General features: G+C 67.6%; 19 protein-coding genes, 2 tRNA genes and 1 pseudogene. 10 read left to right on the forward strand and 12 right to left on the reverse strand.

Annotation, left to right across the window (positions count from 1 at the left end):
• Window positions 1-48: 48 nt before the first annotated feature.
• Window positions 49-534 (reverse strand): CreA family protein, encoded by a 486-nt coding sequence (locus tag CFB35_RS05165; protein WP_059574027.1) that lies wholly within the window; start codon window positions 532-534, stop codon window positions 49-51.
• 162 nt (window positions 535-696) lie between these two features.
• Here CFB35_RS05165 and CFB35_RS05170 point away from each other — a divergent pair.
• Window positions 697-2062, forward strand: a pseudogene (locus tag CFB35_RS05170) (IS3 family transposase).
• Window positions 2063-2118: 56 nt separating this feature from the next.
• Here the strand turns inward: CFB35_RS05170 and CFB35_RS05175 are convergent.
• The 3 genes from CFB35_RS05175 to fdxA all read right to left on the reverse strand — a co-directional run bounded on the left by CFB35_RS05175 (window position 2119) and on the right by fdxA (window position 2768).
• A tRNA-Asn gene (locus tag CFB35_RS05175) sits at window positions 2119-2194 on the reverse strand.
• 72 nt (window positions 2195-2266) lie between these two features.
• Window positions 2267-2342 (reverse strand) — tRNA-Asn (locus CFB35_RS05180).
• Between the two features lie 102 nt (window positions 2343-2444).
• A complete protein-coding gene (gene fdxA, locus CFB35_RS05185) occupies window positions 2445-2768 on the reverse strand; it encodes a ferredoxin FdxA (RefSeq protein WP_011544919.1) in 324 nt (107 codons plus the stop codon).
• Between the two features lie 285 nt (window positions 2769-3053).
• On the opposite strand from fdxA, the gene pncB reads away from it, so the two are divergent.
• From pncB to rmuC, 5 genes are all read left to right on the forward strand, one after another.
• On the forward strand, window positions 3054-4253 hold the full coding sequence (pncB, locus tag CFB35_RS05195; RefSeq protein ID WP_059574026.1) for a nicotinate phosphoribosyltransferase: 1200 nt from the start codon (window positions 3054-3056) through the stop codon (window positions 4251-4253).
• An 87-nt stretch (window positions 4254-4340) separates the two neighbouring features.
• Entirely contained in the window at window positions 4341-5003 is a 663-nt protein-coding gene (locus CFB35_RS05200) for a lactate utilization protein C (RefSeq protein WP_059574025.1), read from the forward strand.
• A 43-nt stretch (window positions 5004-5046) separates the two neighbouring features.
• Window positions 5047-6477, forward strand: coding sequence for a sodium:proton antiporter (locus tag CFB35_RS05205; protein ID WP_089464627.1), 1431 nt, complete (start codon window positions 5047-5049; stop codon window positions 6475-6477).
• 81 nt (window positions 6478-6558) lie between these two features.
• Entirely contained in the window at window positions 6559-7548 is a 990-nt protein-coding gene (locus tag CFB35_RS05210) for a D-glycerate dehydrogenase (RefSeq protein ID WP_059638337.1), read from the forward strand.
• Complete coding sequence (rmuC, locus tag CFB35_RS05215) at window positions 7545-9020, forward strand: DNA recombination protein RmuC (protein ID WP_089464628.1); 1476 nt, start codon at window positions 7545-7547, stop codon at window positions 9018-9020. Before CFB35_RS05210 ends, rmuC begins: the two co-directional genes overlap by 4 nt.
• A gap of 90 nt (window positions 9021-9110) precedes the next feature.
• Here the strand turns inward: rmuC and CFB35_RS05220 are convergent, their stop codons facing one another.
• The 6 genes from CFB35_RS05220 to CFB35_RS05245 all read right to left on the reverse strand — a co-directional run bounded on the left by CFB35_RS05220 (window position 9111) and on the right by CFB35_RS05245 (window position 16374).
• On the reverse strand, window positions 9111-9596 hold the full coding sequence (locus CFB35_RS05220) for a GNAT family N-acetyltransferase (RefSeq protein ID WP_089464629.1): 486 nt from the start codon (window positions 9594-9596) through the stop codon (window positions 9111-9113).
• Window positions 9593-9868, reverse strand: a complete 276-nt coding sequence (locus CFB35_RS05225; protein ID WP_006476519.1) for a hypothetical protein — start codon at window positions 9866-9868, stop codon at window positions 9593-9595. The genes CFB35_RS05220 and CFB35_RS05225 overlap by 4 nt, the downstream gene beginning before the upstream one ends.
• A gap of 39 nt (window positions 9869-9907) precedes the next feature.
• Window positions 9908-11206 carry a gephyrin-like molybdotransferase Glp gene (glp, locus tag CFB35_RS05230; RefSeq protein WP_089464630.1) on the reverse strand — a complete coding sequence of 433 codons (1299 nt, stop codon included), beginning with the start codon at window positions 11204-11206 and terminating at the stop codon, window positions 9908-9910.
• Window positions 11207-11317: 111 nt separating this feature from the next.
• Window positions 11318-11935: a molybdenum cofactor guanylyltransferase MobA gene (gene mobA, locus CFB35_RS05235; protein WP_089464631.1), complete on the reverse strand. Its 618-nt coding sequence runs from the start codon at window positions 11933-11935 to the stop codon at window positions 11318-11320.
• Between the two features lie 29 nt (window positions 11936-11964).
• Entirely contained in the window at window positions 11965-13077 is a 1113-nt protein-coding gene (moaA, locus tag CFB35_RS05240) for a GTP 3',8-cyclase MoaA (protein WP_089464632.1), read from the reverse strand.
• A gap of 132 nt (window positions 13078-13209) precedes the next feature.
• Entirely contained in the window at window positions 13210-16374 is a 3165-nt protein-coding gene (locus CFB35_RS05245) for an Rne/Rng family ribonuclease (RefSeq protein WP_089464633.1), read from the reverse strand.
• 721 nt (window positions 16375-17095) lie between these two features.
• On the opposite strand from CFB35_RS05245, the gene CFB35_RS05255 reads away from it, so the two are divergent.
• Genes CFB35_RS05255 through CFB35_RS05270 form a run of 4 tightly spaced genes read left to right on the forward strand, consistent with a single transcriptional unit; the run spans window position 17096 to window position 20168 of the window.
• Window positions 17096-18100 (forward strand): RluA family pseudouridine synthase, encoded by a 1005-nt coding sequence (locus CFB35_RS05255; RefSeq protein ID WP_059574017.1) that lies wholly within the window; start codon window positions 17096-17098, stop codon window positions 18098-18100.
• A gap of 5 nt (window positions 18101-18105) precedes the next feature.
• Complete coding sequence (locus CFB35_RS05260) at window positions 18106-18765, forward strand: HAD-IA family hydrolase (protein WP_059574016.1); 660 nt, start codon at window positions 18106-18108, stop codon at window positions 18763-18765.
• Complete coding sequence (locus tag CFB35_RS05265; protein ID WP_059574322.1) at window positions 18762-19163, forward strand: Rieske 2Fe-2S domain-containing protein; 402 nt, start codon at window positions 18762-18764, stop codon at window positions 19161-19163. The genes CFB35_RS05260 and CFB35_RS05265 overlap by 4 nt, the downstream gene beginning before the upstream one ends.
• Window positions 19164-19175: 12 nt before the next feature.
• Window positions 19176-20168, forward strand: a complete 993-nt coding sequence (locus CFB35_RS05270) for a S49 family peptidase (protein WP_059574015.1) — start codon at window positions 19176-19178, stop codon at window positions 20166-20168.
• A 69-nt stretch (window positions 20169-20237) separates the two neighbouring features.
• Here CFB35_RS05270 and CFB35_RS05275 read toward each other — a convergent pair whose 3' ends face one another.
• Window positions 20238-20960 (reverse strand): SAM-dependent methyltransferase, encoded by a 723-nt coding sequence (locus tag CFB35_RS05275; RefSeq protein WP_059574014.1) that lies wholly within the window; start codon window positions 20958-20960, stop codon window positions 20238-20240.
• Window positions 20957-21589, reverse strand: a complete 633-nt coding sequence (locus tag CFB35_RS05280) for a Maf-like protein (protein WP_089464634.1) — start codon at window positions 21587-21589, stop codon at window positions 20957-20959. Before CFB35_RS05280 ends, CFB35_RS05275 begins: the two co-directional genes overlap by 4 nt.
• Window positions 21590-21773: the final 184 nt, after the last annotated feature.

Consider the following 21773-nt stretch of genomic DNA (forward strand, 5'->3'; position numbering starts at 1 on the left):
AGCGGTCGAACCGACAGTGTATCGCTCGCGCGCCCGGCGGGTGCGGGCTTACTTGAGCGGAATCGTCGTGCCGGCCGGCATCGGCACCGCGGTGACGGCGTTCTTCGGGCTGCCGCTGACGATACGGTCGCTGTAGGTCAGGTAGACGATCGTGTTGCGTTTCTTGTCGACCACGCGCACGACGTGCAGCGTCTTGAAGATGAACGACATGCGTTCGCTGAACACGTCGGCCTGCTGCTTGAGCGGCTCCTTGAAGCTGATCGGGCCGACCTGCCGGCACGCGATCGACGCTTCGCTCGGATCCTCGGCGACGCCGAGCGTACCCTTGATGCCGCCGGTGCGGGCGCGCGACACGTAGCAGGTCACGCCGTTCACGACCGGATCGTCATAGGCCTCGACGACCACGCGGTCGGAACCCGTGACGCGGAAATGGGTGTTGACGCTGCCGACTTCCTCCGCGTGCGCGAGCGGTGCGGCGGCGAAGGCGGAGAGCAGGAGGGCGACGGGGGCGAAACGGAGGAGGCGATGCTTCATCGACGGAACCGGAGGATGCGAATGCGGGACAGAGACTCTAGCATGCGCATGGCCGGGCCACGAAAAGCAGAAAGACGGAACGGTGGCCGGAAAAACAAAAGGCCCGTCGAATGAACTGCACCCCAAAAGTTGGACACCCGTCCAACCTTTGGGGTGTTTTTCATGACGAAGTACAACGAGCAGTTCAAGCAACGCATCGTTGACGAGTATTTTTCCGGTGGAATTGGCATCCAGTCCCTGGCTGCCCGGCACGGCGTGGGGCGTACGGTGATCCGGCGCTGGGTGGCAAGTTACAGGGAGCATGGCAACGCGGGGTTGCGCAAGAAACACGTTTGCTACGATGCTGAGTTCAAGCTATCGGTACTGCAGCGCATGTGGCGAGACGAGTTGTCATACGGCCAGGTGTCGGCCTTGTTCGACATTCGTGGCGCGGGCTGCGTCGCCGGCTGGGAGCGCCTGTATCATGAGGGCGGTATCGATGCACTGTCCCCTCGCCGACGAGGGCGCCCCCGAAAGATGGCCACTTCACTTCCGCCCAAACCCACTGAAACCGGCTCACCGGATGAACGCACACGCGAGGAATTGCTCAAGGAAAACGAGTATCTGCGTGCGGAGGTGGCCTACCTAAAAAAGCTCGATGCGCTGCTGGCGAAGAAGCAGGCAGCGCAAAAGAAAAAGCGCAAATAGTGCGCGAGCTTAGGCAACACCATCCGGTAGCGGCACTTCTGAAGGCGGCCGGTCTGGCGCGCAGCACGTTCTATTACCAACTCGGGACGCTGAACGTTGGCGATCGCCATGCCGATCTCAAGGCGAGGATCCGGGCGGTGTTCGACCATCACAAGGGCCGCTACGGCTATCGACGCGTCACGGCTGCGATTCGGCAAACCGGGCATCTCGTCAACCACAAGGCTGTGCAGCGGCTGATGCAGCAATTGCAGCTGAAGTCCCTGCTGCGCCCGAAGAAATATCGTTCGTGGCGAGGTGAGGTCGGCAAAGTCGCGCCCAACCTGTTGCAACGTCAGTTCAGCGCCACGCAGGCCAACCAGAAGTGGGTAACGGATGTGACGGAATTCAACGTCGGCGGGCAGAAGCTGTATCTGTCGCCGGTAATGGATCTGTACAACGGCGAGATCGTGGCCTACCAGATGGACCGACGCCCAAGCTTCGAGCTGGTCAGCAGCATGCTGAAGAAGGCATTGGCCAAACTCAAACGCACGGACAGACCGTTATTGCATTCGGACCAAGGCTGGCAATACCGAATGCCGGCGTTTTGTCGGCAATTGAAGCGACGCAAGCTGACTCAAAGCATGTCGCGCAAGGGGAACTGCCTCGACAATGCTGCGATGGAAAGCTTCTTCGGCACGCTCAAGTCCGAGTGCTACAAGGGACATCGCTTCACTTGCGTGGAGCATTTGCGCGACACGCTCGAGTTCAGCGCTACATCCACTACTACAACCACGAACGCATCAAGCTCAAGTTGAAAGGGCTGAGTCCCGTGCAATACAGGACTCAGCCCTTGGGCGCCTAGCCTTTAACTGTCCAACTTTGCGGGGTCAGTTCACGAATGACGGGCCTTTCGCTATTTGGCTCCCCGACCTGGGCTCGAACCAGGGACCTACGGATTAACAGTCCGGCGCTCTACCGACTGAGCTATCGGGGAATAAATCGGTACATCTGCGTGTTGTGCTTTCCAACAAAAAACCTGTCCACTTTCAACGGGCCTTTGCGTTTTTGGCTCCCCGACCTGGGCTCGAACCAGGGACCTACGGATTAACAGTCCGGCGCTCTACCGACTGAGCTATCGGGGAACAAACAACAACAGCAGAGAAACGAGATTGTATGGAGTGTTCGCTAACCTGTCAATACTTTGGAGCCGCGACACATAAAAATTTTTTGCGGCCGCCGCGCGATCAGCGCTCGAGCAGGTGCAGCTTGTCCTGCACGTCCTTCCACTCGTCCGCGTCGGCGGGCGCCGGCTTGGTCTTCGTGATCGACGGCCAGTTCTTCGCCAGCTCGGCGTTCAGCTCGGTGAACTGCTGCTGGTCGCCCGGAACGTCTTCTTCGGCATAGATCGCATTGGTCGGGCATTCGGCGACGCACACGGCGCAGTCGATGCACTCGTCCGGATCGATGGCGAGAAAGTTGGGACCTTCACGGAAGCAATCCACCGGGCACACATCCACGCAATCCGTGTATTTGCACTTGATGCAGCCTTCGGTCACAACGTGAGTCATTAAAACGCTCCTGCTTGGCGGTATATGGGGTGGCGTTTGCGCCAAAAGCGGCATTGTAACTGAAGCGCAAAACCCGCATGTCGTGGTCGGCTATCCGGCTTATATCGTTTCGTGATTAGTTTATGGGGTGCGCAACGCGGATACCCGCACACGCACCGGCGGCGCGAAGCGCGAGCCGGCGGGGCGGTTTCACGATGGTCCGGCACGCATTCGGGTAACATGACCGACAGACCGGGCGGCGCGCGGTGCGCCGGGGCCGGTCACGATATTGGCGCTGCCGTCATCATGATCATCACTTCGCTGCTCGACACGGATCTCTACAAGTTCACGATGATGCAGGTCGTCCTGCATCACTTCCCCGCCGCAAACGTCGAATACCGTTTCCGGTGCCGCACGCCCGGCGTCGATCTCGTCCCGTACATCGACGAGATTCGCGACGAGGTGCGCGGCCTGTGCTCGCTGCGCTTTTCCGACGTCGAACTCGACTACCTGCGGCGCATGCGCTTCATCAAGAGCGACTTCGTCGATTTCCTCGCGCTGTTCCACCTGAACGAGAAGTACATCTCGATCACGTCGTCGCCGAAGGGCAACGGCGAGATCGACATCGTGATCGAGGGCCCGTGGCTGCATACGATCCTGTTCGAGATTCCGGTGCTCGCGATCGTCAACGAAGTCTATTTCCGCAACACGCAGCGCGAGCCCGACTATCGCGAAGGCCGCGAGCGGCTGCGCGAGAAGATCAAGCTGCTCGGCGCGAAGCCCGAATTCGCCGACTGCAAGATCGCCGACTACGGCACGCGCCGGCGCTTCTCGAAGGTCTGGCACGAGGAAGTCGCGCTCACGCTGCGCGACGGGCTCGGCCCGCAGTTCGCGGGCACGAGCAACGTGCTGTACGCGATGAAGCACGACATCACGCCGCTCGGCACGATGGCGCACGAATACCTGCAGGCGTGCCAGGCGCTGGGCCCGCGGCTGCGCGATTCGCAGATCTACGGCTTCGAGATGTGGGCGAAGGAATATCGCGGCGATCTCGGTATCGCGCTGTCGGACGTCTACGGCATGGACGCGTTCCTGAACGACTTCGACATGTACTTCTGCAAGCTGTTCGACGGCGCGCGCCACGATTCGGGCGATCCGTTCGACTGGGGCGAGCGGATGCTGCTCCATTACGAGGCGAACCGATGCGACCCGCGCACCAAGGTGCTCGTGTTCTCCGACGCGCTCGACATTCCGAAGGTCATGCAGCTGTACGAACGGTTCCGCGGCCGCTGCAAGCTCGCGTTCGGCGTCGGCACCAACCTCACCAACGATCTCGGCTACGTGCCGCTGCAGATCGTCATCAAGATGGTCCGCTGCAACGGCCAGCCGGTCGCGAAGCTGTCCGATTCGCCTGGCAAGAGCATGTGCGACGACAAGGCGTATCTCGCGTACCTGCGGCAGGTCTTCGGCATCGCGCAGCCGGTCGAGGAAGACGCGTCGAAGTAGGCTTTGGCCGTTCGGCCGAAGGTGCGTCGCGGCAGGGGCGGCCGGTATAATCCGACGTATTGCACGCCAACGTCACGAGGACCGTTCATGGACACTTCCGCTGCCCGTCGCCAGATCCTCGCGCGCATTCGCGCGGCGCAGGGGCGCGCGGCCGAACCCGATGCAGCGGAGCGCGACGGCGTCGCCGACTATCTCGCCCGTCATCCGCAGGGCCCGCGCCCGCCGGCGCCGGCCGATCTCGTCGCCGCTTTCGTCGACGAGGCTGCACGCCTGTCGACCACGGTCGACGAAGTCGCGACGCTGGCCGACGTGCCTGCCGCCGCCGCCCGTTATCTTGCCGCTCATGGTCTGCCGACGCAGGCCGTCGCATGGCGCACGCTGGCCGATTTCGACTGGGCGGGCGCCGGCCTGTCGGTCGAGTGCCGCAAGCCGCGCGACGGCGATCTCGTCGGCTTGACCGGCTGCTTTTGCGCGACCGCCGAAACGGGGTCGCTGGTATTGCTGTCCGGCCCCGACACTTATGCATCGGCCGGCCTGCTACCGGAAACCCACATCGCGATCGTGCCGGCGTCGCGCATCGTCGCCGGTCATGAAGACGCGTTCGCGCTGATTCGCGCGGAGCGCGGCGAGCTGCCGCGTGCGGTCAATTTCGTGTCGGGCCCGTCGCGCACGGGCGACATCGAGCAAACGATCATTCTGGGCGCGCACGGCCCGTACCGCGTGCACGCGATCGTCGTACGGGGCGCATGACGCACCCGCCGCATCCATCGCTACTCGAACAAGGAAGTTCTGCATGAAACGACATGCCGCCTGGGCGGGCATGGCGTCGGGAATCGCGCTTGGCGCCGCGCCCGCGCTCGCATCGGCCGCCACGCTCGACGGAGCCACGCTGTCCGCGCTCTGGGGCATCCCGTTCGCCGGGATCCTGCTGTCCATCGCGCTGTTCCCGCTCGTCGCCCCTGTGTTCTGGCATCACCACTTCGGCAAGATCGCAGCCGGCTGGGCGATCGTGTTCCTCGCGCCGTTCGCCGTCGCGTTCGGCGCCGGCGCCGCGTTCGGCACGCTCGTGCATGCGTTGCTCGAGGAATACATTCCGTTCATCGTGCTGCTCACCGCGCTCTACACGGTCGCGGGCGGCATCTGCGTGAACGGCAACCTGCATGGCTCGCCGAAGCTGAATACGGCGATCCTCGCGCTCGGCACGCTGCTCGCGAGCGTGATGGGCACGACGGGCGCCGCGATGCTGCTGATCCGGCCGCTGCTGCGCGCCAACGACAACCGCAAGCACGTCGTGCACGTGGTGATCTTCTTCATCTTCCTCGTCGCGAACGCGGGCGGCTCGCTGTCGCCGCTCGGCGATCCGCCGCTGTTCCTCGGCTTCCTGAACGGCGTGAGCTTTTTCTGGACGACCACGCATCTCGCGCTGCCGATGCTGTTCATCTGCGTGGTGCTGCTGACGCTGTTCTTCGCGCTCGATACGTACTTCTACCGGAAGGGCGGCGAGGAGCGGCCGGCCGTGCTCGATCCGACGCCCGACGGCGCGGCGCTGTCGATCGACGGCAAGATCAACTTCGTGCTGCTGGCGGCCGTGATCGCACTCGTGCTGATGAGCGGCGTATGGAAGCCGGGCATCGCGTTCGACGTGTGGGGTACGCACGTCGCGCTGCAGAATCTCGTGCGCGACGTCGCGCTCGTGGCGGTGACGCTCGCGTCGCTCGCGCTGACGCCGCGTTCCGCACGTGAAGGCAACGCGTTCAACTGGGCGCCGATCGAGGAGGTCGCGAAGCTGTTCGCGGGCATCTTCGTGACGATCGCGCCGGTGATCGTGATCCTGCGCGCGGGCGCGGACGGCGCGTTCGCGCAGATCGTCCATCTCGTCACGGGGGCCGACGGCAAGCCGATCGACGCGATGTACTTCTGGGCGACAGGCATCCTGTCGTCGTTCCTCGACAACGCGCCGACCTATCTCGTGTTCTTCAACCTCGCGGGCGGCGACGCGCAGACGCTGATGACGGCCGGCGCGTCGACGCTCGCCGCGATTTCCGCCGGTGCGGTGTTCATGGGCGCGAACAGTTACATCGGCAACGCGCCGAACTTCATGGTGAAGGCGATCGCCGAATCGCGCGGCGTGAAGATGCCGAGCTTCTTCGCGTACCTCGGCTGGGCGCTCGTTATCCTGGTGCCCGTGTTCCTGCTGACGTCGGTGATTTTCTTCCCGGCGTAACCTGACGACTTTCAACCAAGCGCGGGCAGTCCCGGCGGCGCGATGCGCGCCGCGATCGGCCCGCGGCATGCGGAGATGGCGATGCAGAAGATCCTGGTCGCGCGTCCGATCTTTCCGGACGTGATCGAACGGCTCAAGCAGTATTTCGACGTTGACTGGAACGATGGCGACGCGCTCGCGCCCGACGCGCTCGCCGCGCGCCTGGCCGACAAGGACGGCGCGCTGACGGCCGGCGACCCGGTCGGCGCGGCGACGCTCGCGGCGGCGCCGCGCCTGCGCGTCGTGGCGAACATGGCGGTCGGCTACAACAACTTCGACATGGCCGCGTTCAACGCGGCGAACGTGCTCGGCACCAACACGCCTGACGTGCTGAACGAGTCGACCGCCGATTTCGGCTGGGCGCTGATGATGGCCGCCGCGCGCCGGATCGCCGAATCCGAGCACTGGCTGCGCGCCGGTCACTGGCAGAAGTGGGCGTACGACGGTTTCCTCGGCGCCGACATTTACGGCTCGACGCTCGGCGTCATCGGCATGGGCCGCATCGGCCAGGCGCTCGCGCGCCGTGCGCGCGGCTTCGGGATGCAGGTGATCTATCACAACCGGTCGCGGGTCGCGCCCGAGATCGAGGCCGAGCTGAATGCCGAATACGTGTCGAAGGAGGCGCTGCTCGCGCGCGCCGACCATGTCGTGCTCGTGCTGCCGTACACGAAGGAGAACCATCACACGATCGGCGCGGCCGAGCTCGCGAAGATGAAACCGACGGCGACGCTGACCAACATCGCACGCGGCGGGATCGTCGACGATGCGGCGCTGGCCGCCGCGCTGCGCGACGGGACGATCGCCGCGGCGGGCCTCGACGTGTACGAAGGCGAGCCGACCGTGCATCCGGCGCTGCTCGAGGTGCCGAACGTCGTGCTGACGCCGCATATCGCGAGCGCGACCGAAAAGACCCGCCGCGCGATGGCGAATCTCGCCGCCGACAACCTGATCGCCGCGCTGGGCGAGGGGCCGCGTGCGGGGCAGCCGCCGAATCCGATCAACCCTGACGTGATCGGGAAGCCGCGCGCATGACGATGACGTTGTTGCTTGCGGCGGTCGTCGTGCTGGCCGTCGCGCTCGCGGTGGCGATCGTCGCGCTCGTGCGCGGCGGCCGCCACGACGATGCGGCCGTGCTCGGCGATCAGATCGAGGATGCCGCGCATGCGCAGGCGCGTGCCGTCGAGCGGCTCGAACGCGAATTGCGCGGCGAGATCGTCGAAAGCGCGCGCGGCTCGCGTACGGAGCTGGCCGGCAGCTTCGCCCAGTTGCAGCAGACGCTCGCCGCGCAACTGACGAGCGTGGCGACCGTGCAGAACAACCAGATCGTGGGCTTCGCGCAGCAGCTCGGCAAGCTCGTCGCCGGCAATGCGCAGCAGTTCGACGCGATGCGCGAGAGCCTGCAGCGGCAGGCGCAGCAGGCGCGCGAGGAACAGACGGGCGCGCTGCGGCTGTTCGGCGACACGCTGCACCGGCAGCTCACGCAACTGACCGAGGCGAACGATCGCCGGATCGGCGAGGTGCGTGCGACGCTCGAACAGCGGCTGAAGGAAATCGAGACGAACAACGCGGCGAAGCTCGAGGAGATGCGCCGCACCGTCGACGAGAAGCTGCACGCGACGCTCGAGCAGCGGCTGGGCGAATCGTTCAAGCTCGTGTCGGACCGGCTCGAACAGGTCCATCGCGGGCTCGGCGAGATGCAGACGCTCGCGGCCGGCGTCGGCGACCTGAAAAAGGTGCTGACCAACGTGAAGACGCGCGGCACCTGGGGCGAAGTGCAGCTCGAGGCGCTGCTCGAACAGATGCTCACGCCCGACCAGTACGCGAAGAACGTCGCGACGGTGCCGAAGAGCACCGAGCGCGTCGAATTCGCGATCCGGCTGCCGGGGCGCGAAGCCGGCACGCGCGACGCGCCGCCGGTGTGGCTGCCGATCGACGCGAAATTCCCGCGCGAAGACTACGAGCGGCTGATCGACGCGCAGGAGCGTGCCGACGCGGTGGCCGTCGAGGAAGCGGCGCGTGCGCTCGAGGCGCGGGTGCGGATGGAGGCGCGCACGATCGCCGAGAAGTACGTCGCGCCGCCGCACACGACCGATTTCGCGCTGCTGTTCCTGCCGACCGAGGGGCTCTATGCGGAGATCCTGCGCCGCCCGGGGCTGACCGACCTGCTGCAGCGCGACTATCGCGTGACGGTCGCCGGGCCGACCACGCTGACCGCACTGCTGAACAGCCTGCAGATGGGGTTCCGCACGCTCGCGATCGAGCAGCGCTCGAGCGAGGTGTGGCAGGTGCTCGGCGCGGTCAAGACCGAGTTCGGCAAGTTCGGAGACGTGCTCGCGCGCACGAAGGCGCAGCTCGAAACGGTCACGCGCTCGATCGAGTCCGCCGAGCAGCGCACGCGTGTGATGAGCCGCAAGCTGAAGCAGGTCGAGGCGCTGCCGGGAGAGACGGCGGCCGGGCTGCTCGGCGCGGAAGGGGCCGACGGCGCCGATGCGGACGACGCGTGACGCACGTCGTCGATAGCCGTCGGATAGAGAAAACGGGCGCTGCGGCGCCCGTTTTCCTTTGCGGCGATCGCCGGCGCGGCCGGCTCGCGCTCAATGCGCGGCGAGCGTGTCGAGCGCGTCGCCCGTCACGCGAACGATGCGCCACTCCGGCAGCACGGTCGCGCCCATCTTCTCGTAGAAATCGATCGCCGGCTGGTTCCAGTCGAGGACCGACCATTCGAAGCGCCCGCAGCGGCGCTCGACGGCGAGCGCCGCGAGATGACGCAGCATCGCGGTGCCCAGGCCCGTGCCGCGCTGCGACGGCTGCACGTACAGATCCTCGAGATAGAGCCCGCGGCGGCCGAGGAACGTCGAATAGTTGTGAAAGAACAGCGCGTACGCGACGATCGCACCGTCGCGCTCGGCAACCAGCGCTTCGGCGGCCGGGCGCTCGCCGAACAGCGCGTCGGCCAGATCGGCTTCGGTCGCGACGAACAGCGCCGTGAGCTGCTCGAACTCGGCCAGCTCGCGCATCAGCGCGAGGATCGCGCCGACGTCGCGCGGGTCGGCCGCGCGGATCAGCGGCGTGCCGCTCACGCTTCCTCCGGCGGATCGGACAGCACGATCTCGATGCCGCCGAAGCGCGACGCGACCCAGTTGTACGCGTGGCACGCGATCCACAGCAGCACGAAGCCGAGGATCGCGTTCAGCAGCAGCGCGCTCAGGATCGTGCTCAGTTCGACCATCCCGTAGCGGATGTACGCGACGAGAATGCCGAGCAGCACGATCGGTACGCTGAACGTCAGGTAGACGAGAATCAGCGCCTTCGCGGTCTGCCCCGCGGCGATCGACGAGATTTGTTTCTTCATGTGCGAATTGCCCCCGTAGAAATATACCGATAGTGGAATTCAGATCAGGCCGTCGAGCGGCAGGATGTCGACCGGGGCGCCCGCGTCGACTGCCGCGGTATCGTGGCCCAGGACGATGAAACAGTTGGCGGCGGCAAGACCGCTCAGCGACGCGGAGCTTTGCGATCCGGCCGGCGCGACGTGCCATTGGCCGTCGGCGGCGCGCGTCGCGATGCCGCGCAGGTATTCGGTGCGGCCGGGACGCGTCTTCAACGGCTGCGTGCTGCGTGCCGTGTACATGGCCGGCGGTGGCGTCCGTGCGCCGGCCAGCGTCAGCAGCGCGGGGCGCACGATTGCGTAGAACGTCACGGCGGATGCGACAGGATTGCCGGGCAACCCGAAGAACAGCGCGTGTCCGGCGCCGTCGGCCGCGCGTGCAAGCGTGCCGCATGCGAGCGGCCGGCCGGGCCGCAGCGCGAGGCTCGCGAACGTCACGTCGCCGAGCCGCGCCATCACGTCGCGCGTGAAGTCGGCTTCGCCGACCGACACGCCACCCGACGTGATGACCGTATCGGCCTGCGCGGCGACGGCGTCGTGCAACGCGGCTTCGAGCGCGGCCGGGTCGTCCCGGACGATCCCGAGGTCGATCGCGTCCACGTGCAGCCGTTCGAGCATCGCGATCAGCATCCCGCGATTGCTGTCGTACAGCGCGCCGCGGCCGAGCGGTTCGCCGGGCTCGCGCAATTCGTCGCCGGTCGAGAACACGGCGACGCGCACGCGCCGGCGCACCGTGACGTCGGCGATGCCGAACGACGCGAGCAGGCCGAGATCGGACGGCCGCAGGATGCGGCCCGCGGCGAGCGCACAGGCGCCGCGCGCGAGATCCTCGCCGGCTTTGCGGCAGTTCGCGCCGCGCGTGACGTCGTGCGTGGCGAAGCGGATCGTGTCGCCGTCGACGCGCACGCGTTCCTGCGGAATCACCGTGTCGCATCCGGCCGGCATCGGCGCGCCCGTCATGATGCGCACGCATGCGCCGGCCGCCACGGCGCCGTCGAACGGATGGCCGGCGAACGCGGTGCCGGCGACCGCCATCACAATCTCGCCCTGCGCCGAGGCGAGCGCCGTGGCGCTCCCGTCGAACGCATAGCCGTCCATGGCCGAGTTGTCGTACGCGGGAATGTCGAACGGCGCGCTCACGTCGGCCGCGAGCACGCGGTCGAGCGCATCGCGCAGTGCCACCGTGTCGCACGCGTCGACGGGCGCCACGAAGCGGCACGCGAGCGCCTGCGCGTCGGCGAGCGACAGCGGGGCGTCGGGGTCGGGTGCGGTTCGGGAGGCGGGCGAGGATTGCGTGATCATCAGTCGGACTGCGCCGCGAGGCGTATCGGGTTCGTGGCCGGTGGCGCGAGGAGGGTGCCTGGGCGCGGGTGTCGCGTGTGGCGGGCGCCGGGCGGGAACGGCACGGGGCCGTCAGCGGCGGGCCAGCGCGGCGAGTTCCTGCCAGGAGTTGGCATTGTAAAACGCACGCTCGTCGCGAAACTCGACTTCGACCGTCTTGTGGCGTGCGTACCACGCACGCACCTTGCGGTCGCCGGCCGCGAGCCGGGTGGCCAGATCGTCGGCCAGCGACGTGCGCAGCAGCGCGAACGTCGGCTGCGGCGAGCGCATCCGCTGCGCGTCGACGGTGACCGCCATCGCGATGTCGGCCTGCTGAGCGTCGAGCGCCGCATGCAGCCGTGCGACGAGGTCGGCGGGCAGATAGGGCGTGTCGCACGGCGAGCACGCGACCAGCGGCGCGCGCGCCGCGCGCATGCCGGCGAGCAGGCCTGCGAGCGGCCCGGGGAAGTCGGGAGTTTCATCCGCGACGATGCGCGCGTCGAACGGCGCACCGAGTTCGGCATAGCGAGCGGCATGACGATTCGCGCTGATCAGCGTCTCGTCGACCTGCGGCGACAGCCGGCGCAACACGTGCAGCGCGAGCGGCGTACCGTCGAGCAGTTGCAGGCCCTTGTCGACGCCGCCCATGCGCGTGGCGCGTCCGCCCGCAAGCAGCAGGCCGGCGATCGACGTGGAGGCGGGAGCGGGCATCGTGCGAAGGCGGAAAGGGGCGGCGTGCGTCAGCCGCCGATATACGACATTTCGACGCGCTTGCCCGCGCCGTCGGGCGCGGCGGCGGCCGATGCGCTGCCGCGCAGTTGCGAATAGCGGTCGGTGCGCGCCTGCCAGATGCGGGCGATCGCGGTCGCGATCTCGGCATCGCTCGCGCCGCCGCGCACGAGCGCGCGCAGATCGTGGCCGGCCGACGCGAACAGGCAGAGGTACAGCTTGCCTTCGGTCGACAGCCGCGCGCGCGTGCAGTCGCCGCAGAACGCCTGCGTGACGCTCGAGATCACGCCGATCTCGCCGCGGCCGTCCGCATAGCCCCAGCGCTGCGCGGTTTCGGCCGCCGTGTGCGGCTCGAGCGGCACGAGCGGGAAATGTTCGGTGATGCGCGCGACGACGTCCGCCGACGGCAGCACCTCGGTCATGTTCCAGCCGTTCGACGTCCCGACGTCCATGTATTCGATGAAACGCAGGATCACGCCGGTGCCGCGGAAACGCTCGGCCATCGGCAGGATCTCGCTGTCGTTGGTGCCGCGCTTCACGACCATGTTGACCTTGACCGGCGCGAGGCCGGCGGCCTGCGCGGCGAAGATGCCGTCGAGCACGTCGGCGCTCGCGAACTCGGCATCGTTCATGCGCTTGAACAGCGTATCGTCGAGCGCATCGAGGCTGACCGTGACGCGCGTGAGCCCGGCGTCCTTCAGTGCGCGCGCCTTGCGGGCGAGCAGCGAGCCGTTGGTCGTCAGCGTCAGGTCGAGCGGGCGGCCGGCGTGCGTCGTCAGGCGCGCGAGGCGCTCGATCAGGAATTCGAGGTTCTTGCGCAGCAACGGCTCGCCGCCCGTGATGCGGATCTTCTCGACGCCGTGCGCGACGAAGAGCCGCGCCACGCGCTCGATTTCCTCGTGCGTGAGCAGCGCGCTGTGCGGCAGGAACGGGTAATCCTTGTCGAAGACCGCGCGCGGCATGCAGTACACGCAGCGGAAATTGCAACGGTCCGTCACCGAAATGCGCAGATCGCGCAGCGGCCTGGCGAACGTGTCGGCCAGCGTGCCGTCGGGGGCATGCGCGACGCCGGAGACGTCCGGCATCCCGCTGACGTCGGCGAGAGGAATGATGCGTCGGGACATGTTGAAAGAAGTACGAGCCAGACCGCTATTTTAGCTGCAACCGGCTGACGGGGCCGGTGAGCGGAAACCCGCAGCGCGGACGTAAAAAAGCCCGCCGGAAGGCGGGCTTTTCCTGGTCGGGCGATGCGCCGTTCAACGGTGCGTCGTTTCGACCTGCTGCATCGGGGCCGTATCGACCGGCGGCAGCACCTTGCGTTCGCGCGGCACGCGGGCCGGACGCGGGAGCCGCGACGCGGCTTCCTGCGCGGCCGCGAACTTGTCGGCGTCCGTGTTCACCCAGACGAGACCGGCCTGCTCCAGCACGACATCCAGGCTTGCCGACGCGGGCGCGGCTGCCGGTTGTGCGGGGGCGGGAGCCGGTGCCGGTGCCGGCGCGGCGACGGCCTCGGCCGGCGCAGGCGCAGGCGCGGTTTCGACCGGCGCCTCGACCGCCACCGGCGCGGCTTCGATCGCCACGGCGGCCGGTGCGGCTGGCTCGACGGGCGCGGCTTGCGGCGCCTCGACAGCGGCCGCAGCGGCAGCCGGCACTTCGAACGCATCGGTCGGGGACACCGCGACCGGCGTCGGGCCCGCTTCCGCGGCCACCGGTGCTGCGACCGGTGCCGGTTCTGCTGCCTCGACGGCGACGACGGGCTCAACCGGCGCGGCCGGTGCCGCTTCGGTGTGTGCCGGAGCCGGCTGCGCTTCGACGGCGGCCGGTGCGGCCTGCTGCTCGGCGACGGCTTCGACGGCGACCGCGCTGGCCACGGCCGCGACGACTGCCGGTGCGGCCGTGTAGGCCGGTTCGGCTGCGACCGGTGTGGTCGCCGTCACGGTTTGCGCTGCGACTTCGCCATCTGCGCCTTGCTCGGCCTGGTCGACGACCGCGCCGTCTTCCTCGCGCTCGCGACGACCGCCGCGGCGGCCGCGACGGCGACGGCGGCGTTCTTCGCCGTCACGCGCACCGGCTTCCGCATCGGCTGCCAGGTCCGCGCCGGGCAGGGCTTCTGCCGCGGCCTTGTCGGTTTCCGGTTCCGGATGGTTTTCGCCACGGGTGACGGTTTCGAGCGTGGCCGCATGCTGGGTCGGCTTGCGGCGTTCGCCGCGCTCGCGACGCTCGCCGCGTTCCTGGCGCTCGCCACGACCGCCTGCTTCGACGCCTTCCGGCTGTTCGGCACGCTCGCGCGGCTCGCGGTTCTCACGCGGCTCGCGCGGCTCACGGCCTTCACGCGGCTCGCGGCCTTCGCGCGGGCCACGGCCCTCGCGACCTTCGCGGTTTTCACGACCTTCGCGGCCGTCGCGACCCTCTCGACCTTCACGCAGCTCACGGCCCTCGCGCGGCTCGCGGCCTTCACGCGGTTCGCGCACTTCCTTGCCTTCGCGCTCCTGGCGTTGCGGCTGGCCACGGCCGGCAGCCGCCTGGTCGCGGCCGCCTTGCGCCTGCTGGGCGCCGCCGCGACGGTTGCGATTGCGATCGCCGCCGCGCTGCTCGGTCTTTTCGGTGCGTTCGCGAGCCGGACGGGCTGCCTGCTCCTTCGCCGGTGCCGGCGTGGCAACCGGTGCGGGCGCCGGTGCCGGCGACACGCCGAACAAGCCCTTCAGCCAGCCGATGAAGCCGCCGCTCGTCGCCGCGACAGGCGCGGGCGCGGGCGCCGGAACCGGCTCGACCGCACGCTGCGGGGCCGGGCTCGGCGCCGGACGCTCGGGCGTGATGCCCTTGACCGCGGCTTCCTGCTTCGGCTTCACTTCGGCCGCGCGCTTGCTGTAGCCGGTTTCCGACTCGAGCTCGCGCGCCGCTTCCTCGGCCATCTTCCAGGATGCGCGCGGATCGTCGAGGCGCGCGTCGTCGTGACGCAGGCGCTCGAGCTTGTAGTGCGGCGTATCGAGGTGCTTGTTCGGGATCAGCACGATGCCGACCTTGAAGCGCGACTCGATCTTGTTGATTTCCTGACGCTTTTCGTTCAGCAGGAAGGCGGTCACCTCGACCGGCACCTGGCAATGGATCGCCGCGGTGTTTTCCTTCATCGCTTCTTCCTGAATGATCCGCAGGACTTGCAGCGCGGACGATTCGGTATCGCGGATGTGGCCGGTGCCGTTGCAGCGCGGGCACGTCACGTGGCTGCCTTCCGACAGCGCCGGACGCAGGCGCTGGCGCGACAGCTCCATCAGGCCGAAGCGGGAGATCTTGCCCATCTGCACGCGCGCACGGTCGTGCTTGAGCGCGTCCTTCAGGCGTTGCTCGACTTCGCGCTGGCTCTTCGCCGATTCCATGTCGATGAAATCGATCACGATCAGGCCGCCGAGGTCGCGCAGGCGCAACTGGCGGGCGACTTCGTCGGCCGCCTCGAGGTTCGTGCGGGTGGCCGTTTCCTCGATGTCCGCGCCCTTGGTCGCGCGGGCCGAGTTCACGTCGATCGCGACGAGCGCTTCGGTGTGGTCGATCACGATCGCGCCGCCGGACGGCAGCGGCACCGTGCGCGAGTACGCGGTTTCGATCTGGTGCTCGATCTGGAAGCGCGAGAACAGCGGCACGTCGTCGTGATAGCGCTTCACCTTCGCGACGTTGTCCGGCATCACGATGTCCATGAACGCACGGGCCTGATCGTGGATTTCGTTCGTGTCGATCAGGATTTCGCCGATATCGGGCTGGAAATAGTCCCGGATCGCGCGGATCACGAGGCTCGATTCCAGATAGATCAGCATCGGCTGGCCGGCGTTGCCGCTTTGCGAGGCAGCCTCGATCGCGCGCCACAGTTGCAGCAGGTAGTTCAGGTCCCACTGCAGTTCCTCGGCGCTGCGGCCGATGCCCGCGGTACGGGCGATCATGCTCATGCCGTCCGGAATCTGCAGTTGCGCCATCGTTTCGCGCAGTTCCTGGCGCTCGTCGCCTTCGATCCGGCGCGACACGCCGCCGCCGCGCGGATTGTTCGGCATCAGCACGAGGTAACGGCCGGCGAGCGAGATGAAGGTGGTGAGGGCGGCGCCCTTGTTGCCACGCTCTTCCTTCTCGACCTGGACGATCAGTTCCTGGCCTTCGCGCAGCGCGTCCTGAATGCGCGCGGAGCGCATGTCGACGCCGTCCTTGAAGTACTGGCGCGCGACTTCCTTGAACGGCAGGAAGCCGTGACGGTCTTCGCCGTAGTTGACGAAGCACGCTTCGAGCGACGGCTCGATACGGGTAATGACCCCTTTGTAGATATTGCCTTTGCGCTGTTCGCGCCCGGCGGTTTCGATGTCGATGTCGATGAGCTTTTGCCCATCGACGATGGCGACGCGCAGCTCCTCCTGCTGCGTCGCATTGAACAGCATGCGTTTCATGAACGGCTCCAGGCGGCTCCGCTGCCGACGCCTCGCGGTTGTCAGGCGCGAGGGCGGGAACGACGGCAGGCCGCACCTTGTTGTGTTGTCACGAGCACGCTGGAGCGGGAATGCTGGCGGGGAGAATTGCCTGAAGAGGCGCTTGGGCCCGAAAGACGGGGCCGGCGGCCATAGGGCACCTGCGAATACGGCTTCAAAGCACGGCGTTCACACACCGCACGCTGCAAAAGCGCGCTAAGCCTGATCCGGGCATCGCCACGGGCGCGCGCAATGCGTCGCGCGCGCCGACGGGCGGCAGATGCTGCGGCTTGGGCCGCAGCGGGGAGTATCGAATCCAGCCCGACTTTCCCGCTTGGGGTGTACTTCCCTGGTTTGACGTCGCCAAGCCCCGCACGCTTCGCGGGGCCAAATCGGGCGCAACGCCGTAATTTTCGCAACCGGCAGCCTGCGGACGCACTTCGCGCCGTCAGGCTGCCGATCGAATTCTTTTCAACCAACTTTCCGTTACCGCGGCGCCTTGCCGACCGAATCCGCCTGTGGGCGAGATCCTTGCCGACGGGCGGCGCCGTGCGTGCAACTTGCTGCATCTCTTTGATCAGGGGCGAGCAGCGGACCCCCGGCGCAAGTAAAATAGCGGTTTGCGCTTGCGCCTTGCCCGATTCAGCCGGGGCCGGCCGGTCAGGCCACCCACAACGTCAGGCTGGGCAAAATTATATTCAGTATGAATGAGTTAGGCAAAATATCCCAGAATTCGGTCGCAAGCGGCCAGGTATCGATGATCGAGATCGACGAAAACTCGGCCGGTCAGCGCATCGACAACTTCCTGTTGCGCGTCTGTAAAGGCGTGCCGAAAAGCCATATTTACCGGATCCTCCGCAGCGGCGAAGTGCGCGTCAACAAGGGCCGGATCGACGCGCAGTACCGTCTCGAGCTGGGCGACCTCGTCCGCGTGCCGCCGGTGCGCGTGGCGGCGGCCGACCTCGCGCGCGCCGACACGCCCGTCGTGCCGCCCGCGAATTTCGACGTGCTGTACGAGGACGACGCGATGCTCGTGATCGACAAGCCGGCCGGCGTCGCGGTCCACGGCGGCAGCGGCGTCGCGTTCGGCGTGATCGAGCAGATGCGTCAGGCGCGCCCGCGCGCGAAATTCCTCGAACTCGTGCACCGGCTCGACCGCGAGACGTCCGGAATCCTGATGCTCGCGAAGAAGCGTACGGCGCTCGTCGGGCTGCACGAGCAGATTCGCGAGAACCGGATGGACAAGCGCTACTTCGCGTGCGCGCACGGCGAATGGCAGCCCGACTGGGGGCGCCGCCGCGCGGTGAAGGCGCCGTTGTTCAAGTATTCGACCCCGGAAGGGGAGCGCCGCGTGCGCGTGCAGGACGACGGGCTGCCGTCGCATACGGTGTTCAACCTCGTCGACCGCTGGTCCGACTATGTGCTCGTCGAAGCGGAACTCAAAACGGGGCGGACCCATCAGATCCGGGTGCACCTCGCGCATCTCGGCCTGCCGATCGCCGGCGACGCCAAGTACGGCGATTTCGCACTGAACAAGGCGCTGGCGCGCGCGAACGCGCAGCCGTCGCTGAAACGGATGTTCCTGCATGCGCACCGTCTCAAGCTCGCGCATCCGCTGACCGGCGAGGCGCTGCAGTTCGATGCGCCGCTGCCGGCCGAATGCCGGCGCTTCCTCGATCAACTCAGCGCATTGCGCGATACCGCCTGAACCGCATGGCACGACAGCAATTTGACCTGATCGTCTTCGACTGGGACGGCACGCTGATGGATTCGACCGCGCACATCGCGCACAGCATCCAGGCTGCGTGCCGCGATCTCGGCTTGCCCGCGCCGTCCGACGAGGCGTCCCGCTACGTGATCGGCCTCGGCCTGCGCGATGCGCTGCAGATCGCCGCCCCGACCCTCGATCCGTCCGACTACGCGCGGCTGGCCGAGCGCTACCGCTATCACTATCTGCTCGACGACCAGCGCATCGAGCTGTTCGCCGGCGTCCGCGAGCTGCTCGCCGAGCTGCGCGACACGGGTTATCTGCTCGCCGTCGCGACCGGCAAGGGTCGGGTCGGGCTGAATCGCGTGCTCGACCAGTCGAAGCTGACGAGCTGGTTCGACGCGACGCGCTGCGCGGACGAGACGTTCTCGAAGCCGCATCCGGCGATGCTGCACGAGTTGTCGCGGGAATTGGGGCAGGACCTGTCGCGCACCGTGATGATCGGCGACACCACGCACGACCTGCAGATGGCCGCCAGCGCCGGCGCGGCCGGCGTCGGCGTGGCATACGGCGCGCATACGGCCGATGCGCTGGCGGCGCTCACCCCGCGCTTCGTCGCGCCGGACGTCGGCGCGCTGGCCGCATGGCTGCGGGAGCACGCATGAGCGCGGCGCCGGACGCCGTGCGCGTGTGCGCATCGAGCGCGTTGACCGACGGCGGGGCCGGCGTGCGCGTCGACGCGACGCTGCGCGGCGAGCAGGCCGTCGTGTTCTTCGTGCGCTACGACGGCCGCGCGTACGGCTACCTGAACCGCTGCGCGCACGTGCCGATGGAGCTCGACTGGGCCGAAGGGCAGTTCTTCGAGTCGTCGGGCCTCTATCTGATGTGCGCGACGCACGGTGCGATCTACGCGCCGGATACCGGCAAGTGCGTCGGCGGCCCGTGCCGCGGCGGCCGCTTGCGGCCGGTCGAGGTCGACGAGCGCGACACGCCCGACGGCCGTGCGGTATTCTGGGTGCCCGATGCCGATCTGCATCCCGCCACTTCCGCCACGACCGACTGACGACACCACTGCATGACCGATCAACCGAATTCCCCGGATTCCTCCGCCCGTCCCGACAGCCGTGAACCGAGCTGGGAGCGCGCGGCGCTCGAACGGATCGCGCTCGCGGCCGTCAAGGAACAGCGCGCGGCACGGCGCTGGAAGATCTTCTTCCGCTTCGCGTTTCTCGGCGTGTTCGTGCTGTTCGCGTTCGCGCTGATCGATTTCTCGGGCGATTCGAAGCTCTCGTCGAGCGGGCGGCATACGGCGCTCGTGACGATCGACGGCGAGATCGCGGCCGGCGTCAACGCGAACGCCGACGACATCAACACGGCGCTCGACGCCGCGTTCGACGACGACGGCACGGTCGGCGTCGTGCTGCGGATCAACAGCCCGGGCGGCAGCCCGGTGCAGGCGGGCATGGTCTACGACGAGATCCGGCGGTTGCGCGGCAAGTATCCGGACAAGCCGCTGTACGTCGTCGTGACCGACATGTGCGCGTCGGGCGGTTATTACATCGCGTCCGCGGCCGACAAGATCTTCGTCGACAAGGCGAGCATCGTCGGGTCGATCGGCGTGCTGATGGACGGGTTCGGCTTCACCGGGCTGATGGGCAAGCTCGGCGTCGAGCGGCGCCTGCATACGTCGGGCGAAAACAAGGGCTTCTACGATCCGTTCTCGCCGGAAACGCCGAAGATGGACGCACACGCGCAGGCACTGCTCGACCAGGTGCACGCGCAGTTCATCAAGGCCGTGAAGGATGGCCGCGGCAAGCGCCTGCACGAGACGCCCGACATGTTCTCGGGCCTGTTCTGGACCGGCGAGAAGAGCGTCGAGCTCGGGCTCGCCGACGGCTATGGCACGACCGACACGGTCGCGCGCGACGTGCTGAAGGCGCCGGATCTGGTCGACTATACGGTGAAGGAAAGCCTGACGAATCGGGTCGCGCGCAAGTTCGGCGCGGCCGTCGGGGGCGCTGCGATGAAGGCGCTGACGGCCGGCGGCGCGGCGGTCAGCCTGCGCTGACGATCGACGGTACCCGGCGGGCCGCGATGGCCCGCCTTTCATTCAGTCAGCCGATCGCCGGTCGCGGCATCAGTTCGCGAGCAGCAGGAAGATCGCGGGGCGCTTGTGCAGATTCGGCGCGGGCGCCTTTTTCCAGTCCATGACGGTGCGGCTCGCGATCGTCTCGGTCGCGAGGGTCAGATCGGCCGCGACGCAGATCTGCGTCGACGGCGCGCAGGTCGCGACCAGCGTGTCCAGCATCGCGTGATTCCGGTACGGCGTTTCGATGAAGATCTGCGTCTGGCGCGCCTTGCGCGACAGTTGCTCGAGTTCGCGCAGGCGTTTCGCGCGCGCGGCCGCATCGACCGGCAGGTAGCCGTTGAACGCGAAGCTCTGGCCGTTCAGGCCCGACGCCATCAGCGCCAGCAGGATCGAGCTCGGCCCGACGAGCGGCACGACCTTCACGCCGCGCTCGTGCGCGCGGCGCACGAGCAGCGCGCCGGGATCGGCGACGGCCGGGCAGCCGGCCTCCGACACGAGACCGGCGTCCGCGCCGGCCAGCACGGGCGCGAGCAGCCGGTCGATGGCGCCGGCCGGCGTATTGACGTTCAGCTCGCTGATCTCGATTTCCTGGATCGGCCGCGTCGTACCGATCTTCTTCAGAAACGCGCGGGTCGTTTTCGCGTTCTCGCCGATGTAATAGCCGAGCGTGCCGGCGCGCGCCTGCACGGCGGCGGGCAGCACGGCGGCGAGCATCGATTCGTCGCCTTCGCCGAGCGTGTTCGGGACGAGATAAAGCGTGCCGGCGGTCATGCGCGGTCTCCTCGGGTGGTAGCGAACAACGGGTAGTCGGCGGCGCGCAGCATCCGCGTGAGGGCGATCAGCGGCAGGCCGACGAGCGCGGTCGGATCGTCCGAGTCGATCGCGTCGAGCAGCGCGATGCCGAGCCCTTCGGACTTCGCGCTGCCGGCCACGTCGTACGGCGTTTCCGCGCGCAGGTAGGCGTCGAGTTCGGCCTCGGGCAGCGAACGGAAGCGCACGTGCGTCACGATGTCCTCGACCTGCGCGTCGTCGGTGCGGCTGTCGTACAGGCAGAGCGCGCTGTGGAATTCGACTTCGCGGCCCTGCATCGACATGAGCTGCGCGAGTGCGCGCTCGTGCGTGCCGGGCTTGCCGATCTGATGCCCGTCGAAGGTCGCGACCTGATCCGACCCGATCACCAGTACGCCGTCCGGCGCATCGATCGTGGCGGCCACGGCGCGTGCCTTCGCGCCGGCGAGGCGCAGCGCGGTCGCGGCCGGCGTTTCGCCGGCGAGCGGAGTTTCGTCCAGGTCGGGCGACACGACGTCGAACGGCACGCCGAGGCGCTCGAGGAGCGCGCGGCGGTAACGGGAACTGGAAGCAAGAATCAGCCGCGGCGGGCGGCAAACGGTATCCGGCATGGTCGGTTGGATCGGTGAGTCGTCAGGTGTGGCGCGGCGTTGCGCGGACGCAAGCTTAAGTGATTGACCGCAAAAGGTAAAACAGGTATGCTTTCCCGCTTTTCGTCGGCAGGCTTTCGCTGTGGTGGCGCCTGCCGGTCTTCGGAAGCAAGGTACGTCATCCTTCGATGAGCCCGGCGCCAAG

This window comes from Burkholderia sp. AU16482 (assembly GCF_002223285.1).
Taxonomy (GTDB): Bacteria; Pseudomonadota; Gammaproteobacteria; order Burkholderiales; family Burkholderiaceae; genus Burkholderia; species Burkholderia semiarida.

Bases quoted from the DNA above. Each gene is read 5' to 3' on its own strand.
- CFB35_RS05205 (WP_089464627.1), top strand. From the start codon at position 5,047: ATGAAACGACATGCCGCCTGGGCGGGCATGGCGTCGGGAATCGCGCTT.
- CFB35_RS05260 (WP_059574016.1), top strand. From the start codon at position 18,106: ATGGCACGACAGCAATTTGACCTGATCGTCTTCGACTGGGACGGCACG.
- CFB35_RS05265 (WP_059574322.1), top strand. From the start codon at position 18,762: ATGAGCGCGGCGCCGGACGCCGTGCGCGTGTGCGCATCGAGCGCGTTG.
- CFB35_RS05245 (WP_089464633.1), bottom strand. From the start codon at position 16,374: ATGAAACGCATGCTGTTCAATGCGACGCAGCAGGAGGAGCTGCGCGTC.
- CFB35_RS05210 (WP_059638337.1), top strand. From the start codon at position 6,559: ATGCAGAAGATCCTGGTCGCGCGTCCGATCTTTCCGGACGTGATCGAA.
- CFB35_RS05225 (WP_006476519.1), bottom strand. From the start codon at position 9,868: ATGAAGAAACAAATCTCGTCGATCGCCGCGGGGCAGACCGCGAAGGCG.
- rmuC (WP_089464628.1), top strand. From the start codon at position 7,545: ATGACGATGACGTTGTTGCTTGCGGCGGTCGTCGTGCTGGCCGTCGCG.
- fdxA (WP_011544919.1), bottom strand. From the start codon at position 2,768: ATGACTCACGTTGTGACCGAAGGCTGCATCAAGTGCAAATACACGGAT.
- glp (WP_089464630.1), bottom strand. From the start codon at position 11,206: ATGATCACGCAATCCTCGCCCGCCTCCCGAACCGCACCCGACCCCGAC.
- CFB35_RS05165 (WP_059574027.1), bottom strand. From the start codon at position 534: ATGAAGCATCGCCTCCTCCGTTTCGCCCCCGTCGCCCTCCTGCTCTCC.
- CFB35_RS05280 (WP_089464634.1), bottom strand. From the start codon at position 21,589: ATGCCGGATACCGTTTGCCGCCCGCCGCGGCTGATTCTTGCTTCCAGT.
- CFB35_RS05270 (WP_059574015.1), top strand. From the start codon at position 19,176: ATGACCGATCAACCGAATTCCCCGGATTCCTCCGCCCGTCCCGACAGC.
- mobA (WP_089464631.1), bottom strand. From the start codon at position 11,935: ATGCCCGCTCCCGCCTCCACGTCGATCGCCGGCCTGCTGCTTGCGGGC.
- moaA (WP_089464632.1), bottom strand. From the start codon at position 13,077: ATGTCCCGACGCATCATTCCTCTCGCCGACGTCAGCGGGATGCCGGAC.
- CFB35_RS05255 (WP_059574017.1), top strand. From the start codon at position 17,096: ATGAATGAGTTAGGCAAAATATCCCAGAATTCGGTCGCAAGCGGCCAG.
- CFB35_RS05275 (WP_059574014.1), bottom strand. From the start codon at position 20,960: ATGACCGCCGGCACGCTTTATCTCGTCCCGAACACGCTCGGCGAAGGC.
- CFB35_RS05200 (WP_059574025.1), top strand. From the start codon at position 4,341: ATGGACACTTCCGCTGCCCGTCGCCAGATCCTCGCGCGCATTCGCGCG.
- pncB (WP_059574026.1), top strand. From the start codon at position 3,054: ATGATCATCACTTCGCTGCTCGACACGGATCTCTACAAGTTCACGATG.